This window comes from Chlamydiota bacterium, assembly GCA_016178055.1.
Lineage (GTDB): Bacteria > Auribacterota > JACPWU01 > JACPWU01 > JACPWU01 > JACOUC01.
The window spans coordinates 1-15,137 of sequence record JACOUC010000019.1 but is presented as its reverse complement, the minus strand read 5'-3'; the positions used below and the strand labels follow the sequence as shown (position 1 = coordinate 15,137).

Sequence of the window (15,137 nt, the reverse complement as noted above, 5' to 3'; positions counted from 1 at the left end):
TGGCACTCGTGAGTGTGGTTTTCCCATGGTCTACGTGCCCGATGGTTCCTATGTTGACGTGCGGTTTTTTTCTGTCAAATTTCTCTTTTGCCATTTTTAAGCCCTCCCTTTAAAGACAAGTTAAAAGTTTAAAGTTTAAAGTTCAAAGAAAAAAAGCTAAAACAAATATGGTTCGCGCAAATATAGTTCAAACTCCAAAAGTTTTTTGTCGTTTTTCCCTTTAAACTTTAAACCTTAAACTTTGAACTGTCTTTATTTGCTCACCACTTTTTCTAAAATATTCTTCGGCACCTTTTCAAAGTGACTGGGCTCCATGGAGTAGCTTGCTCGCCCCTTCGTCAACGATCGCGTTGCAGTAGCATATCCAAACATTTCTGAAAGAGGAACATCAGAATGAATGATTTTTGCTTTTGCCCTGGTTTCAATATCGTTGATACGGCCTCGTCTAGAATTCAAATCTCCAATAATATCACCCAAAAAATCTTCTGGAGTAGTGACATCAACCTTCATGATCGGCTCAAGAAGAATAGGAGATGCCTTCTTCACCGCATCTTTAAAGGCATAAGAGCCAGCAATCTGAAATGCAATATCCGAGGAATCAACTTCATGAAATGAGCCATCCACCAAAGTCACACGAATATCAACCACGGGAGAACCCGCCAAAATCCCTCCCTTGGCTGCATTACGAATTCCTGTTTCTACAGAAGAAATATACTCTCTTGGAATCGATCCGCCTACAATTTTATCTACAAATTCTAACCCCTTACCCCGCTCTAGAGGTTCAATTTCAATAACCGCATGACCATATTGTCCGCGACCTCCGGTCTGGCGAATGTATTTTCCTTCAGCCTCACTGGCACGTTCAATGGTCTCGCGATAGGCAACTTGAGGAGCTCCAACATTCGCTTGAACTTTAAATTCTCGAAACATACGGTCTCGCAACACATCAAGATGAAGCTCTCCCATTCCGCTAATAATCGTCTGTCCTGTCTCTGGATTACTGGTCACCCGAAAGGTTGGATCTTCTTCCGAAAGACGGCCGAGCGCAGTGGAGAGTTTATCTCGATCTGCTTGCGTTTTGGGTTCAATCGCCATCGAAATAACAGGTTCAGGAAAGTGCATCGATTCTAACACGACCGGGCTATCCTCAGTGCAAATGGTCTGACCCGTAATAGTCTCTTTGATTCCAACAGCAGCCACAATATCACCTGAGCAAACTTCGTCAACATCCTCCTGATGATTGGCGTGCATTCTTAAAAGACGCCCCACTCGCTCTCGTCTATTCGTATTGCTATTGTAAACATAAGAACCCTTGGCCAAGACACCGGAATAAACCCTAAAATAGGTCAATTTTCCAACATAAGGATCACTCATAATTTTAAAAGCCAAAGCAGAAAAGGGCTGATCATCCGAGGTAAGCCGCAAGATAGGCTCTCCCGTCTTTGGGTGAGTTCCCTTTACAGGAGGCTTATCTAAGGGAGTCGGAAGATAATCAATGGCTGCATCTAAAATTTGCTGAACTCCTTTATTCTTAAAAGCAGAACCGCAAAGAACGGGAAACACCTTTGCAGCAATACACGCACGGCGCATCGCTGATTTAACCTCTTCAACGGAAGGCTCCACACCCTCTACAAATTTCTCAAGAATAGACTCGTCTTCTTCTGCGAGTCCTTCAATCATCTTATGATGCCATTCTTTGGCTTGTTCAAGATATTCATTGGGAATATCAACTTCGTCGAACTTAACCCCTTTTGATTCTTCATCAAAAATAATGGCTTTCATCTTGACCAAATCGATCAGACCTTTAAAGGTATCTTCAACCCCCAAAGGCAACTGAATGGGAATAGCATGTGCACCTAATTTATCTTTCATCTGGAGAACGGTGCTAAAAAAATCTGCGCCTACACGATCCATTTTATTCACGAAGGTGATTCTTGGAACACCATAGCGCTCGGCCTGACGCCAAACGGTCTCGGATTGAGGTTCAACGCCGGCAACGCTGTCAAAAACAATCACAGCTCCATCCAGAACACGCAAAGACCGTTCAACTTCCATTGTGAAATCCACATGCCCAGGGGTGTCAATAATATTGATACGCATCCCTTTCCAAAAACACGTGGTACAAGCAGCTGTAATCGTGATTCCTCGCTCCTGCTCCTGAGGCATCCAGTCCATGGTGGCAGCACCGTCATGAACTTCACCAATCTTATGAACTTTCCCTGTATAAAAAAGGATGCGCTCCGTGGTAGTGGTCTTTCCCGCATCAATGTGAGCGGAAATCCCTATGTTTCTTGTTTTCTCTAACGAATATTCTCTTGCCATAAGACTCCTTCAAATGAACTATGAAAAACAAGTCCACGGTCCACGGTCAACAGTCTATAGAAAATAAATAACTCCTTTAAAACTGTTGACTATCGACTGTAGACTGTAGACTCTTTTCATCCTTGTCTTTGCTTATGCCTGGGTTCAGAGCACACCACATAAATCCTGCGTTTACGCCGAACAATTTTGCATTTTGCACAAATTCTCTTAACAGAAGCCCGAACTTTCATTCTTTTTTAGCCTTTTCAATTTTAGTTTTCGATTTTGCTTTAATCTTTAAACTGTCTTTTATTACCATCGATAATGAGCGAATGCGCGGTTGGACTCAGCCATTTTATGAGTATCATCCCTCTTTTTAATCGCTGCACCCGTATTGTTAAAGGCATCAACAATTTCTTGAACAAGGGCATCTTCCATGGGAATTCCTTTTCGTTCACTCGCATATTGAACTAACCAGCGAACAGCCAAAGAAACTTGGCGATCTCCACTCACCTCGACCGGCACCTGATAAGTAGCCCCGCCCACTCGTCTTGACTTTGTTTCTAAATAAGGTTTCGCATTCCCAAGGGCTTGATCTAAAACCTCCATGGGTGCTTTTCCTAATTTTTGAGCTGACTTTTCAACTGCATTATAAAAAATTCTTTCCGCTAAACTTTTTTTCCCACACTTTAAAAGAGTGCTAATAAATCTCGATACCACTGTGCTAGAAAATCGAATATCTGGTTCTTGCTTTCGTTTCGTTGCTTGTCTTCTTCTCATAACAAAAATGTAACCTCACACTTTCTTTGCAGATTCCTTAGGTACTTTTGCTCCATATTTACTTCGTGCTTGCATTCGGTTGGCAACTCCTTGTGCATCGAGTGTTCCTCGAACAATATGGTATCGAACCCCTGGCAAGTCCTTTACACGTCCTCCACGGACCAATACAATTGAATGCTCCTGAAGATTATGACCAATCCCAGGAATATAGGCTGTGACTTCTTCTCCGTTGGAAAGCCGAACACGCGCAATCTTTCTCAAAGCAGAATTAGGTTTTTTAGGGGTCATTGTTTTAACCACTAAACAAACTCCCCTTCTTTGAGGAGATCCCGTAAGAGCAGGACTCTTACTTCGATAAACAGGCTTTTTACGACCAGACCTGACTAATTGATTAATCGTTGGCATATCATTTATTCCTTAATTTTAACCATCATTAAAAATGTTAGGACTTATGGACCTCTTCTTCTACTTCAGCTGTTGATATTTCAGGCTTTGATTTAGAGATCTTAACTCCTTGATAGGTTTCACAGCCCGTACCCCCAGGAATTAAATGCCCCATAATCACATTTTCCTTGAAACCTCTTAAGTAATCAATCTTTCCATCTGAAGCGGCTTCTGTCAAAACACGCGTTGTTTCCTGGAAGGAAGCTGCGGAGATAAAGCTTTCTGTACTCAAAGACGCCTTGGTGATTCCAAGTAAGAGCGGAGAAGCCTCTGCAGGTTTTCCACCCTCCTTAATCACCCGTTCATTCTCTTGTCGAAAACGAATTTTATCCACCTGTTCATTATAAAGAAACTCTGAATCCCCCGGATCCGTAATGATCACCTTCCTCAGCATCTGGCGAATAATAATTTCAATATGCTTATCATTGATTTCAACTCCCTGAAGACGATAAACTTCTTGAATTTGATTCACCAAATATTCCTGAAGCTCTTTGGGTCCGCAAACCTGTAAAATCTCTTGAGGAACAATCGGTCCTTCTGTCAACTGCTGCCCTTTCTTAACCCGATCTCCTTTATAAACCGTAAGATGCTTCTTATGAGGAATTAAATGCTCTTCTTCGATTCCCGTAAGCTCGTCTTTAACAATCAAGAGCCTTTTCCCTTTAAAGGTTCCTCGAAATTCAACCATTCCATCAATTTTAGCAATATCGGCCGCATCCTTCGGCTTCCGAGCTTCAAAGAGTTCCGCAACTCGAGGAAGTCCTCCTGTAATATCTTTGGTCTTTGAAATCTTTCTGGGCGTCTTTGCCAAAAGGCTTCCCCCTTCGACATAATCCCCTTCATTGACAACCACATGCGCTCCAGCCGGAATGGAATAATACCCGTAAATCTCTTTACCTTCTTTATCCGTAATAATAATTTGTGGATGGAGGTCTTGTTTATGCTCGATAATAACGGTTCCCACAAGGCCCGTCGACTGATCGAGCTCTTTTCTCATACTGGAACCTTCGATAATATCATGAAATTTAACAAAACCTGATTGCTCGGTCAGAATGGGAACATTATAAGGATCCCACCGGACAAAAATCTCACCTTTTTTGACTTTTCCTTCAGGAGGAACGCTGACGATGGCGCCAGCTACTAAAGTATGCTTTTCTAATTCGCGACCCTCTTCATTGTGAATAGAAATCGTTCCTGTCTTATTCAAAACAACATGATTGCCTTCCTTATTCAAAACGACTTTTGCGTCATTGTAACGAATCATACCGTCATTTTTAGCAATAATCTGGGGTTGTTTAAAAGTCTGACTCGCGGTCCCTCCAATGTGAAAGGTTCTCATGGTCAGCTGAGTTCCAGGTTCACCAATCGATTGCGCAGCAATAATTCCTGCCGCAACGCCAATGGCAACAATCTTTCCTGTCGCTAAATTTCGACCATAGCATTTTGCGCATACCCCCTGAAGAGATTCACAAGTGAGCACGGAGCGGATACGAATTTTTTCATAACCCAGCTTTTCAACTCCATCGGCGGCTTTTTCAGTAATTTCTTCATCCGCTTTTAAAACAATTTCCTTCGTCACAGGATTAACAACATCATCCAATGAGACTCGACCCACAATTCTTTCACGAAGAGTCACCACTTCTTCATCCCCTTCAAAAATAGGCGTGGCCTCGATCCCATTTAAAGTTCTACAATCAATTTCTGTCACAATCACATCCTGAGAAACATCGACCAGACGACGCGTTAAATATCCTGAATCGGCCGTTTTAAGAGCGGTATCCGCCAATCCTTTTCGAGCGCCATGGGTTGAGATAAAATATTCAAGCACACTCAAACCCTCTTTAAAATTCGAAATAATCGGACTCTCAATAATTTCTCCGGAAGGCTTGGCCATCAATCCACGCATTCCTGACAGCTGACGAATCTGCTGTTTAGATCCACGAGATCCAGAGTCAACCATGATAAAAAGAGGGTTGAGTCCTTTATGCCCACGATTGTCTTCTAAGCCTTTAAACAAGGCCTCAGCGATACTGTCCGTGGCATGCGTCCAAATATCCACAATTTTGTTATATCGCTCACCTTCTGTAATGGATCCCGCCCGATACTGTTTCTCGACTTTTTCGACTTCCTTCTGAGCGGATTGAATGATGACACCTTTCTCTTCAGGAATAACCATATCCTCCATAGAAATAGAAATACCGGCTCGAGTGGCCTCATGAAAACCCAATTGCTTAATTTTATCCAGAACGTCCACCGTACGCTGGTGACCCACCCTTTTGTAGCATTCAATAATAATCTTGGAGAGGGCTTTTTTATTAACCTCATCATTAATAAACCACATTTCTTGAGGAAGAGAGTCATTAAAAATGACACGACCCACCGTGGTCTCAATCATCTTTTTATTCACTCGCACCTTAATACTGTCATGAACCTTTACAATACCCTCTTCATAAGAAAGCAAAACCTCTTCCATATCTGAATAGAAACGTGCTATGGGGAGCTGACTGTAAGGTTTTTTTGTCAAATAATAACAACCCAAAATAATATCCTGAGTGGGCGTTAGAATAGGTTTTCCATTCGAAGGAGAAAAAACATTGTTGGTCGACAACATCAAGACCTTTGCCTCTAACTGCGACTCAATTGAAAGAGGAACATGAACCGCCATCTGGTCTCCATCAAAGTCTGCATTAAAAGCCGTACAGACCAGAGGATGAATTCTAATCGCTTCCCCTTCTACTAACTGAGGCTCAAACGCTTGAATACCCAAACGATGTAGCGTGGGAGCACGATTTAAAAGAACCGGATGTTCTTTGATAACACTTTCCAAAATATCCCAAACCTCAGGAGCGCCTGCCTCAATCATCTTTTTCGCACTGCGAATGGTATGAACATGTCCCATTTCCTTCAAACGCCGAATAATGAAGGGTTCAAAAAGCTCCAGGGCCATCTTTTTAGGAAGTCCACACTGATGCAATTTTAATTCTGGACCGACCACAATCACGGCTCTTCCAGAATAATCAACACGTTTACCCAAAAGATTTTGTCTGAATCGTCCTTGTTTCCCTTTCAACATATCCGCCAGAGACTTCAAAGGCCGATTTCCAGACCCCAAAACAGGACGACCATGCCGTCCATTATCAAAAAGGGCATCAACGGCTTCCTGAAGCATGCGTTTTTCATTTCTGATAATCACGTCAGGTGTTTTTAACTGAAGAATCGTTTTTAAACGATTATTTCGATTAATCACCCTGCGATACAGATCATTTAAATCAGAGGTAGCAAAACGGCCGCCCTCTAAGGGGACCAAGGGTCTTAAATCAGGAGGGATGACCGGGACCACATCCAACACCATGGACTCCGGACCATTTTTAGATTTTCTAAAACCCTCAACAATTTTGAGACGCTTACTAAACTTCTTTTTAGCCTGCTGACTTTTTGTCTTTTGAAGGCCTGTTCTGAGCTCGGTTGCAAGCTTTGCCAAATCAACTTTCTTTAAAAGCTCTTTAATGCCTTCTGCCCCCATCTTTGCAGTAAAAGCCTTTCCATAACTTTCTTGAGCCTGTCTAAATTCATTCTCTGTCAAGAGTTGCTGTAACTCTAGAGGCGTCGTCCCCGGATCTGTGACAACATAATCCTCATAATATAAAACCCTTTCCAAAGATCGAGTCGGAAGACCTAAAATATTTCCAATTCGGCTCGGCATCGCCTTAAAAAACCAAATATGAGCCACTGATGCTGCCAGTTCAATATGCCCCATTCTTTCACGGCGAACCCGAGCTTGAGTAACTTCAACGCCGCAACGATCGCAGACCACACCTTTATGTTTAATTCTTTTATATTTACCGCAGCTGCATTCCCAATCCTTCGTGGGACCAAAAATGCGCTCACAAAAAAGCCCACCTTTTTCAGGTTTAAAGGTCCGATAGTTGATGGTCTCAGGATTTTTCACTTCTCCCTTGGACCATGATTTAATGGTTTCAGACGATGCAAGACAAATCGAGATTTTGCTAAAAAGCGGGCCTTCTTGAAAACCCGTTGACAATTTTTTATCCGTATCTATTTCTGACATCGGCTTACTCCTTTTTAAACACCTTAGCCTTTTAATCTTTGAACTTTTCTTTTTTAGTGTTTTTAACTTTAAACTTTAAACCTTAAACTTTGAACTGTCTTAATTATGATTCCTTCTCAGCCCTGATATCTAAAGCAAGACCCTGAATTTCTTTGACCAACACATTAAAGGATTCAGGCGTCCCCGCCTCCAAAATATTTTGTCCCTTCACAATGGATTCGTACATTCGGGTTCTACCCAACACATCATCCGACTTCACCGTAAGAATTTCCTGCAGAGTATAGGCCGCCCCATAAGCTTCTAAAGCCCAAACCTCCATTTCACCAAATCTCTGTCCTCCAAATTGAGCCTTTCCTCCTAATGGCTGTTGAGTCACCAATGAATAAGGCCCAATCGCTCGGGCATGAATTTTGTCGGCTGCCAAATGAGCAAGTTTCAGCATATAGATGTAACCTACAACGACCTCTTGATCGAAGGTCTCACCTGTACGCCCATCGAAAAGTCTAAACTTTCCAATTTCTGAGGTATGGGCCTTCTTCAAAAGCTCTCGAATTTCCTCCGTTTTAATTCCACTAAAAACAGGAGAAAAAAATCGAGTCCCTAACATCTTGGCAACCCAACCCATATGGGTCTCCATCACCTGTCCGACATTCATTCTAGAAGGAACTCCGAGTGGATTCAGAACCATATCCACCACGGTTCCATCCGCCAAGAAAGGCATGTCTTCCTCTGGGAGCACTTTTGCAATCACACCTTTATTGCCATGCCGTCCCGCCATTTTATCTCCAACCGATAGTTTTCGTTTGGTGGCAACATAAACCTTAACCTTTTTAATCACTCCAGGCTCAAGCTCGTCCCCCTTCTTCAACTTTTCAACTTCCATGCTATGAACCGTCTGAAGGGCTTCTAAATTATGATGATATTCCCAAAGAACCATCTTCAGGCGATCTCGCTCCACGCACTTTTCCATTTCAATGGATTCATATTCTAATGCCTCTAGCTTATCGACCATTCCCTTCGTCACTTTACTCCCTCGAGAAATAAGAACTTCGCCTGTTTCAGAATTCACAACATCCACTTGCAATTTGGCGTTCAGCAAAATATCTCGAATTTTAGCAAAAGCATTTTTCTTAAAATCTGCAGATTTCTTACGATAATCATCATTCAACTTTCGAACCTTAGCCCGTTCTTCAGCCTGTTCCTCATCCCCAAGCGTTTTCTCTTTACGTGAAAATACTTTTACATCAATCACCATTCCTTCAATACCACTAGGAACCGTTAAAGAAGCATCACGTACATCTGCAGCCTTCTCACCAAAAATAGCCCTTAAAAGGCGTTCCTCAGGAGAAAGCTCCGTTTCACTTTTTGGAGTGATTTTCCCAACAAGAATATCACCAGGCTTTACTTCAGCCCCAATACGAACAATCCCATCTTCGGCTAAATTTTTAAGCGCCTCTTCCCCCACATTGGGAATATCACGAGTGATTTCTTCTTTTCCTAATTTAGTATCACGAGCTCCCAATTCAAACTCTTCGATATGAATTGAGGTATAGGCATCTTCCTTCACAAGACGCTGACTAATCAAAATCGCATCTTCAAAGTTGTATCCCTCCCAAGGCATAAAGGCCACCAACACATTTCTTCCTAAAGCAAGCTCTCCTCCTTGAGTAGCCATTCCATCCGCAATCACTTGACCTTTTTTAACCTTGTCTCCTTCACTAACCAAGGGTCTTTGATTAATGGTCGTTCCCGCATTGGACCTCATGAACTTCCTTAAGGGATAAACCACATCGCCAACCACAATCTGATCTGCATCCGAGAAACTTACCTCACCCGAATTTTTTGAAACAACGACGACGCCTGAATCCTTCGCCGCACGATACTCAAGACCGGTTCCAACAAGCGGGACCTGTGTAAATAATAAAGGAACCGCTTGCCTTTGCATGTTTGAACCCATCAGCGCACGATTAGCATCATCATGCTCAAGAAAGGGAATCAATCCTGCAGCCACACTCACCAATTGAAGAGGGGCCACATCCATATATTCAACCTTGCTGGGCTCTATTTTCTGAAACTCACCATTAATACGGACCTGAACGACATCATCGAGAAAACTCCCATTTTTGTCGACTCGGGCGTTAGCCTGAACAATCACGTGACCTTCTTCCTGATCTCCCGTCAAATGCACAATTTCATCGGTAACCCGTCCCTTAACCACCTTTCGATAAGGCGTCTCTACAAAACCATATTCACTGATCTTGGCATAAGTTGATAAAGAAGAGATTAAGCCAATGTTAGGTCCTTCAGGTGTTTCAATCGGGCAGATTCTTCCATAATGACTGGTATGCACATCTCGAACCTCAAACCCTGCTCTCTCACGATTTAAACCTCCAGGTCCAAGGGCGGAAAGCCTTCTTTTATGAGTCAGCTCAGCCAAAGGATTTGTCTGATCTAGGAATTGAGATAATTGACTTCTTCCAAAGAAATCTCGAATCACACCTGAGAGGCCTTTAGGATTTAAAAGCTTATGTGGAGTTAAAGACTCGGATTCCACATCAAAAAGATTCATGCGTTCCTTAATCACTCGTTCCATCCGTGCAAGACCAATGCGGCACTGATTGACTAAAAGTTCTCCCACTGAACGGACACGCCGATTTCCCAAATGATCAATATCATCGGTATATCCTTTACCCTTACGTAAATTCAAAACATACTTCAAAGCTTCAACAACATCTTCCTTCCTTAAAATAACCGTTTCTAATTCCTCTTTAGTTAAAGGAAGACCCAATCTCTGATTCAATTTAAAGCGACCCACTTTTCCCAAATCGTATCGCTTGGGATCAAAAAAGAGTCGTTTCATAAGAGCACGAGCGTTGGAAACCGTCGGAGGATCCCCAGGGCGTAACCGACGATAAATTTCTTTTAAGGCCGCATCAGTCGAGTCTGTTGCATCCCTTAAAAGCATCTTAATGATCGGATCCTCTTCACTTGCATTTTGAAGAAGAGAGATCTTTTTAAGACCCACCACATCCATTTTATCTAAAAGGGCTTTTGAAACTTTACGGCCGGCCTTCTCGATCACCGCACCCGTATCTACCTCCATTACCGGTGCCGCTAAAATCCTATTTTTTAAACCCGAAATATCTAATTTTTTATCAACCTGAATCTCTTCGACTTCATAGAAGAGGGCTAAAATTTCTGCATCTGAGGAATACCCTAACGCCCTTAAAAAAGCCGTTGCAAGAATCTTGCGACGACGTCTTTGGCGATCCATATAAACGTGAATCAGGTCATTAATGTCAAATTCTGCTTCAATCCAAATTCCACGATAGGGGATGACCCGAGCCGAAAAAAGAGTCATGCCTCCGGGATGAACTTCTTGCTCAAAGAATACGCCGGGAGAACGATGAAGCTGACTGACAATAACACGTTCAGCCCCGTTAATAATAAAGGTGCCGGTTTCTGTCATCAGAGGAATATTCCCCATGTAGACGGTTTCTTCTTTTACGGTATCCCCTTCTCTCAAGCGGAAAGTGACATTGAGAGGCGCTGAATAAGTCAAACCCCGTCTTTGACACTCAATAATTTCGTACTTAGGAACGCCCAGGGAATAACTGACATACTCCAAAGAAATATTTTCGTCATAGCTCTTGATTGGAAATACTTCACTGAAAACAGAATGAAGGCCTACATTCTCTCTTTCCTCAGGCAAAATCTCCTCCTGAAGAAAATCTTTATAGGAACGGGTTTGAATCTGTATTAAATTGGGCAGATCGAGCGTCTTATAGAGTTCTGAATTTTGAGACTCTCCCAACCCTTCCTTATTTTTGGTCAGCATAAATTTTCCCTCTTAGATCATCCACGTGTCAGCGTATAAACGCACCCATGTATCCATACGCACCCTGCGACATGAATACATTGATACCGTTTTATCATTATTTTAATTCTACTTTTGCACCTTGAGCTTCAATCTTGGCCTTAATCTCTTCGGCTTCCTTCTTTGAAACGCCTTCCTTCAAAGGCTTCGGAGCTCCTTCAACCAAATCCTTTGCTTCTTTCAATCCAAGACCTGTAATAGAGCGAACTTCTTTAATCACTTGAATTTTTTTATCGCCCGCGTTGGCAAGAATAACTGTAAAATCCGTCTTCTCTTCAGCAGGCACTTGAGCCGCTTCACCTGCTTGAGCCCCACCTTGAGCTGGCACACCCATCATAGGCACTTGAGCCGAAACGCCAAATTTTTCTTCAAGAACTTTTACCAACTCTGCCAATTCCAACACCGTCATCTTTTCGATTTGCTTTACAATCTCTTCCATGTTTCAATCCTCCTATTTTAAAAATTCAAAATTCAAAATTGATGTAGAAATTAATTCTAAAATCTTCACATTTTTGAATTTTGATATGTCATTTTGATCTTTGATTTTTGATCTTTGATTTATTTTTTCTCCTCCGTCTGCTCCTTCTGATCCTTTATTTTTCCTAAAAGAACCACGAGCGCAGTTAATTGAGACTTGAGCACATACACAAGACTCGTCGCCGGCTTCTTCAAAATTCCCATCAATTGAGAGAGCAGAACTTCTCGTGAGGGAACCGTTGCAAGTTGAGCGACTTGTTTTGAAGACAAGAGCTGGTCTTTTAAAAGCCCACCTTTGACCTTAAAAATTTCAAACTCTGCCCCAAAACCTTTTAAAATTTTTGCTAAAGCAATTGGATCTTCTCCAACAACAATTCCTGTGGGCCCTTTTGCAACAGAAGAAAGATCGACTCCGGATATTTCTTTCATTGCACGCTTAAGAAGTCTATTTTTAACAACAAGATAAGAACCCGAAACTTCTTTGAGGCGACCCCTCAATTGCCCGACAGCCGCAGCTGAAAGACCTGTAAAATCAGTCATCACCACCACACCGCTCGACTGGCTTACCCCTTTAATATGATCAATCATCCAAAGTTTCTCAGGCCTCATCTGATTCACCTACTTTCATATCAACTCGAATCCCAGGCCCCATGGTGGTAGATACCGTGCAACTTTTAAGGAAGTCCCCTTTACTCGTTGAAGGCCTCGATCGAGCAACCGCCTCAACACAAGCCGTCAAGTTACTCATTAACGCCTCTTCGCTAAAGGAAATTTTCCCAATGGGCAAATGAAGATTTCCGTTCTTATCCATTTTAAATTCAACACGCCCAGCTTTCACTTCCTTCACGGCCTTATCAACCTCTGCGGTCACTGTTCCTGTTTTAGGACTTGGCATGAGCCCCCGGGGCCCTAAAACTTTACCTAATTTCCCTACTTCTCTCATCGTATCTGGGGATGCAATCACCACATCAAAATCGCACCAACCTTTATTGATTTTTTCAATTAAATCATCCAAACCCACGTAATCTGCCCCCGCCTCTTTTGCAAGTCTCATGTTTTCACCCTTCGTAAAAACCAAAACCCGAACCTTTTTCCCGGTTCCATGAGGCAAAGAGACCGTCCCCCGAACCTGTTGGTCTGATTGTTTTGAATCCACACCCAATCGAACCGCTAAATCGACCGTCTCATCAAATTTGGTGACTGGAAATTTTTTAATCACCGCAATCGCTTCAGAAACGTTATAAAGCTTTTTCTCATCCACCAATTTCTTTGCTTCTAAATATCTTTTAGAATGTTTGCTCATATTTTTTGCCTAACTTTTAATTTTTAATCACTCCACATCAATTCCCATACTTCGTGCCGTTCCCATCACCATCCTTATCGCTGCCTCTTCAGACTTGGTATTGAGATCTGCCATTTTCTGTTTCGCAATTTCTCTGGCTTGAGCCAACGTAACCTTGCCCACCTTTTCCTTATTCGGTTTCCCTGAAGCAACCGCAATCCCAACCGCTTTTTTAAGAAGGGTTGCGACAGGAGGAGACTTCATAATAAAAGTAAAAGACCGATCTTGATAAACCGTAATCACCACAGGAATCACAAGACCTGCTTGGCTTTGAGTCTTCGCATTAAATGCCTTACAAAACTCCATGATGTTAACGCCATGCTGACCCAAGGCAGGTCCGATCGGTGGAGCAGGATTTGCCTGGCCTGCAGAAATTTGCAATCGAATCATCGCTGTTACTTTTTTAGCCATAAACAGAACACCCTCTAATTAATAATTAACAATTGAGAATTGAGAATTGAGAATTTAGGAGCCTGCAATGACAACCGCATTGAATTCTCAATTTTCTATGCTTTCTCTACTTGCCAGTACTCCAATTCTACTGGAGTTGCTCGTCCAAAAATGGTGACCATCACCTTCAGTTTTCCACGATCTGGATCTAATTCTTCAATTGAACCATTAAAATTAACAAAAGGCCCGTCATTAACCTTAATCACTTCCCCCTTCTCAAAAAGAATTTTGGGCTTTACCTTTTCTTTTTTCTCTTCAATTTGATTCAAAATATTCTGAATTTCAGAATCTAAAAGAGGAACCGGGGTACCCGCACCTACAAATCCAATGACCCCAGGAGTACTTTTCACAAGATACCAGGAGTCCTCATTCATCTCCATCTCTACAAGGATATATCCAGGGAAAAATTTTCTCTTTGTGATTTTTTTCTTTCCCGCCCTCACTTCCGAAACACTTTCAATCGGAACTAAAACATTCGAAATCCTCTCCTGAAGAGACTCCATTGAAACTTTATGATCTAACTGTTCCTTTACCTTCTGCTCTTGCCCAGATAAAGTATGAACCACATACCATTTTGCTGACATAACCATCCCTAACGAATGACCATTTCAATAAGTTTTGAAAGAAGAAAATCAATCACACCAATAAAAGCCCCTAAAAGTAAAACGGCGATAATAACAACAATCGTTGAATCTTTCAACTCCTGAAATGTTGGCCAATTTACTTTTTTTAATTCCTGCTTCGCATCTGTAAAAAAAAGAACTAACTTTTTAGCTGGGTTTTCTGCCATAACTTTTGATTTCCATCTTTCCGTTAACTTTAATCTTTCTTTAAACCTAAAACTTTCAACTTTAAACTGTTTTAATCAGGCCAGGCAGGACTTGAACCTGCAACATGCGGTTTTGGAGACCGCCGCTCTAGCCATTGGAGCTACTGGCCTTTATTCAGTCTCAAGTCGCCAGTCTACCGTCACCAGTCAACAGCAAAACACCTAAAAACCGACCAAAAAAAGACATTCTTTTTATTTTGTCTCCTTATGCATCGTGTGTCGATGGCACACCTTGCAATATTTATTTCTCTCAAGCCTATTCTGGGTCGTTTTACGATTCTTAAAGGTAGAGTAATTTCTACCTTTACACTCATTGCATGCCAACGTAATTAACTCTCTCATATTTTAAACCCTTTTTACGAGTCACCGGTCTCCGGTCTCCAGTTTACCGGTCTCCAGTTTTTATCTTTTCTTTCAAGTTTTTGCTTCCAGCCTCGAGCCTCTAGCCATCTTTATCATTTAATAATTTCAGCAACTCTTCCTGCACCAATCGTTTTTCCACCTTCTCTGATCGCAAACTTTACTCCCTTTTCCATCGCAATTGGACAGATTAATTCTACTTCCATGG

Annotated in this window: 15 protein-coding genes and 1 tRNA gene; all 16 read right to left on the bottom strand. The window is 42.1% G+C overall.

Features of this window, described 5'->3' with window-relative positions; translation table 11 throughout:
• On the bottom strand, positions 1–94 hold a 94-nt coding region (locus HYS07_02625), incomplete at its 3' end, for a hypothetical protein (GenBank protein MBI1870068.1).
• 158 nt (positions 95–252) lie between these two features.
• A complete protein-coding gene (gene fusA, locus HYS07_02620) occupies positions 253–2,322 on the bottom strand; it encodes an elongation factor G (GenBank protein MBI1870067.1) in 2,070 nt (689 codons plus the stop codon).
• A gap of 116 nt (positions 2,323–2,438) precedes the next feature.
• Positions 2,439–2,552 (bottom strand): 50S ribosomal protein L36, encoded by a 114-nt coding sequence (gene rpmJ / locus HYS07_02615; GenBank protein MBI1870066.1) that lies wholly within the window; start codon positions 2,550–2,552, stop codon positions 2,439–2,441.
• A 61-nt stretch (positions 2,553–2,613) separates the two neighbouring features.
• Positions 2,614–3,081 carry a 30S ribosomal protein S7 gene (gene rpsG / locus HYS07_02610; GenBank protein MBI1870065.1) on the bottom strand — a complete coding sequence of 156 codons (468 nt, stop codon included), beginning with the start codon at positions 3,079–3,081 and terminating at the stop codon, positions 2,614–2,616.
• Between the two features lie 15 nt (positions 3,082–3,096).
• On the bottom strand, positions 3,097–3,486 hold the full coding sequence (locus HYS07_02605) for a 30S ribosomal protein S12 (protein ID MBI1870064.1): 390 nt from the start codon (positions 3,484–3,486) through the stop codon (positions 3,097–3,099).
• 37 nt (positions 3,487–3,523) lie between these two features.
• Positions 3,524–7,594, bottom strand: coding sequence for a DNA-directed RNA polymerase subunit beta' (gene rpoC, locus HYS07_02600; GenBank protein ID MBI1870063.1), 4,071 nt, complete (start codon positions 7,592–7,594; stop codon positions 3,524–3,526).
• A gap of 103 nt (positions 7,595–7,697) precedes the next feature.
• On the bottom strand, positions 7,698–11,432 hold the full coding sequence (rpoB, locus tag HYS07_02595) for a DNA-directed RNA polymerase subunit beta (protein MBI1870062.1): 3,735 nt from the start codon (positions 11,430–11,432) through the stop codon (positions 7,698–7,700).
• Positions 11,433–11,529: 97 nt separating this feature from the next.
• A complete protein-coding gene (gene rplL, locus HYS07_02590; protein ID MBI1870061.1) occupies positions 11,530–11,910 on the bottom strand; it encodes a 50S ribosomal protein L7/L12 in 381 nt (126 codons plus the stop codon).
• Positions 11,911–12,029: 119 nt separating this feature from the next.
• Entirely contained in the window at positions 12,030–12,557 is a 528-nt protein-coding gene (locus HYS07_02585) for a 50S ribosomal protein L10 (GenBank protein ID MBI1870060.1), read from the bottom strand.
• A complete protein-coding gene (locus HYS07_02580) occupies positions 12,547–13,251 on the bottom strand; it encodes a 50S ribosomal protein L1 (GenBank protein MBI1870059.1) in 705 nt (234 codons plus the stop codon). The genes HYS07_02585 and HYS07_02580 overlap by 11 nt, the downstream gene beginning before the upstream one ends.
• A gap of 27 nt (positions 13,252–13,278) precedes the next feature.
• On the bottom strand, positions 13,279–13,701 hold the full coding sequence (rplK, locus tag HYS07_02575) for a 50S ribosomal protein L11 (protein ID MBI1870058.1): 423 nt from the start codon (positions 13,699–13,701) through the stop codon (positions 13,279–13,281).
• A gap of 95 nt (positions 13,702–13,796) precedes the next feature.
• Positions 13,797–14,324 carry a transcription termination/antitermination factor NusG gene (nusG, locus tag HYS07_02570; GenBank protein ID MBI1870057.1) on the bottom strand — a complete coding sequence of 176 codons (528 nt, stop codon included), beginning with the start codon at positions 14,322–14,324 and terminating at the stop codon, positions 13,797–13,799.
• An 8-nt stretch (positions 14,325–14,332) separates the two neighbouring features.
• On the bottom strand, positions 14,333–14,530 hold the full coding sequence (gene secE, locus HYS07_02565; GenBank protein ID MBI1870056.1) for a preprotein translocase subunit SecE: 198 nt from the start codon (positions 14,528–14,530) through the stop codon (positions 14,333–14,335).
• 76 nt (positions 14,531–14,606) lie between these two features.
• Positions 14,607–14,680 (bottom strand) — tRNA-Trp (locus tag HYS07_02560).
• 81 nt (positions 14,681–14,761) lie between these two features.
• Entirely contained in the window at positions 14,762–14,911 is a 150-nt protein-coding gene (gene rpmG / locus HYS07_02555) for a 50S ribosomal protein L33 (protein MBI1870055.1), read from the bottom strand.
• Positions 14,912–15,024: 113 nt separating this feature from the next.
• Positions 15,025–15,137: hypothetical protein (locus HYS07_02550; protein ID MBI1870054.1), on the bottom strand; the 113-nt coding region annotated here is incomplete at its 5' end.